This is a genomic window from Methanobrevibacter sp., assembly GCF_045541095.1.
GTDB lineage: Archaea > Methanobacteriota > Methanobacteria > Methanobacteriales > Methanobacteriaceae > Methanocatella.
In genome coordinates, this window is record NZ_JAZQIJ010000100.1 from 1 (window position 1) to 2,115 (window position 2,115).

The following is a 2,115-nucleotide window of genomic DNA, read 5'->3' on the forward strand; positions in this document are numbered from 1 at the left end:
ATTAAAAGAAACAGCAAAATAAATTTTCCAAACTGCAAATATCCAAATATGGATATTTGCAGTTGAGAAACAATATATAGTATGATAAAATATCCATATTAAGACAACAGAGGTACTTGGTATGGATATTTTTGAATTAAAAGAAAAGAAAAAAGCTGCTGGATTAACCAATCAGGATATTGCAGATTTATCCGGGATTCCTTTCAGTACCATTAATAAAATTTTTTCAGGTGCAACGAAAAATCCAAGATACAGCACTTTGCTTGCTATAGAAGAAGTGATTTCAACAAAATCGAAAATTCCATTTACTTATAATGAATATTCTTATCAGCCTATGATGGTACAGGATTCTGCGTCGCCGTATATGTGCAGAGCAAGATTTTACAATATAGAAGACATCGAAAAATTAGAAGAAGGTGTAAGAGCAGAGCTTATCAAAAACCAGCTTTATCTGATGTCTTCTCCAAGTCGTATTCATCAATTTATTTTATCTAAACTGATGTTTCAAATCATGAATCATATTGAAAAAAATAATGGTAAATGCCACGTATACCCGGCTCCGTTTGATGTAAAATTATTTGATAATGACATGGCAGTTGTTCAGCCCGATATTACGGTGATATGTGATACAGATAAATTAACTGACCGGGGATGCTCTGGTGCACCAGACTGGATTATAGAAATTGTATCTGAAAGCAATTTTAAACATGATTATGTGACGAAAATGGTATATTATCAAATGGCAGGGGTGCGGGAATACTGGATCGTAGACCCTAAAGAACAAAAAGTGTATGTTCATTATTTTGAAAACACACAAAAGAGTAATATTTATTCGTTTGACGAAGTTATTACATGTAATATTTTAAGTGGATTAAAAATCAATATTTCCATTAATTAATTTTCTAAAAGGAAGGCAGATTACATGGTAGATTTTATTTGTGTACAAAAGATTGTCCGTAATGCAGCAAAACTTTTTACAGATCGAAATGCAGCGGGACAAGTCAAAGAAAAAGGCGTTTATGATTTTGTAACTGCAGTTGATGAGGCAGTGCAACACTATCTTCAGACTGAATTACAAAAATTATATCCGGAAATTCAATTTCTAGGAGAGGAAAGTTCTGAGGAAAATGTTGATTTGAATAAGCCAGTCTGGGTGCTTGATCCGGTAGACGGTACAACAAATCTGATTCATGATTATAAAAACAGTGCGATTTCCCTGGCATTACTTGAACATAGAGAAGTAATTGCAGGTATCATTTATGATCCATATTTAGATGAGATGTATTTTACCCAAAAAGGGGAAGGCGCATTTTTAAATGGAACAGCAATCCATGTCAGCAATGCCAAAACGATGAGTGAAAGTCTGATTGCAATCGGTCTATCTCCTTATTATAAGAGTGAAGCTGCAACAAATTTTCAGACTTTTGAGAAAATATATATGGATTGCCAAGATCTTAGAAGAACTGGTTCCGCTGCGTTAGATCTGGCTCACATTGCATGCGGACGAATTGAAGCATATTTGGAGAAAAAACTAAAAATATGGGATTATGCAGCTGGAACATTGCTGGTACGTGAAGCAGGCGGAGTAGTTCTTGATTATGAAGGAAATGAACGCATGATGGAACTTATTGGTGATGTTGTAGCCGGAACGGCTGAAATCGCAAAAATCATTACTGAAAATTATATTTAAGAGAGAATGAGTTAAATGAATCGAGAATTGTTGGAACAGCGTATGGCAGAATTGCCATTATATATTTATGATTTTATTGACCCTGCAGAGTTAGAATTTTCTGAACGTATTCGATGGATTTGTGAAAATGAATGTCCGATGTATGGTAAATCATGGGCTTGCCCTCCAGGTGTTGGTAGTGTAAAAAATTGTGAAAAACATTGCCGTTCATTTGAAAATTGCCTGTTAATCAGTACGATAGTGGAAGTGAAAGATATTGCAGACATCAATGAAACACTTGGAACCCGAAAAGATCATGAAAAAATTACAAATCAAGTAGGAGATATGATGAGAGAGCAGGGTGTGGAACCTTTTATCTTATCATCTGAAGCATGTACTCTTTGCGAACGATGCGCAATTTTAGATGGTGAACCTTGCCGTATACC

3 protein-coding genes are annotated in these 2,115 nt (G+C 34.9%); all 3 read left to right on the forward strand.

Annotated features, from left to right (window positions below):
• Positions 1-121: 121 nt before the first annotated feature.
• The gene (locus ACKI2P_RS04390; protein WP_407375376.1) at positions 122-898 is read left to right on the forward strand and encodes a Uma2 family endonuclease; all 777 of its coding nucleotides are present in this window, start codon (positions 122-124) and stop codon (positions 896-898) included.
• A gap of 24 nt (positions 899-922) precedes the next feature.
• Positions 923-1,690 carry an inositol monophosphatase family protein gene (locus tag ACKI2P_RS04395; protein ID WP_407375378.1) on the forward strand — a complete coding sequence of 256 codons (768 nt, stop codon included), beginning with the start codon at positions 923-925 and terminating at the stop codon, positions 1,688-1,690.
• 15 nt (positions 1,691-1,705) lie between these two features.
• On the forward strand, positions 1,706-2,115 hold a 410-nt coding region (locus tag ACKI2P_RS04400; RefSeq protein WP_407375380.1), incomplete at its 3' end, for a DUF2284 domain-containing protein.

Bases quoted from the DNA above. Each gene is read 5' to 3' on its own strand.
- ACKI2P_RS04390 (WP_407375376.1), top strand. From the start codon at position 122: ATGGATATTTTTGAATTAAAAGAAAAGAAAAAAGCTGCTGGATTAACC.
- ACKI2P_RS04395 (WP_407375378.1), top strand. From the start codon at position 923: ATGGTAGATTTTATTTGTGTACAAAAGATTGTCCGTAATGCAGCAAAA.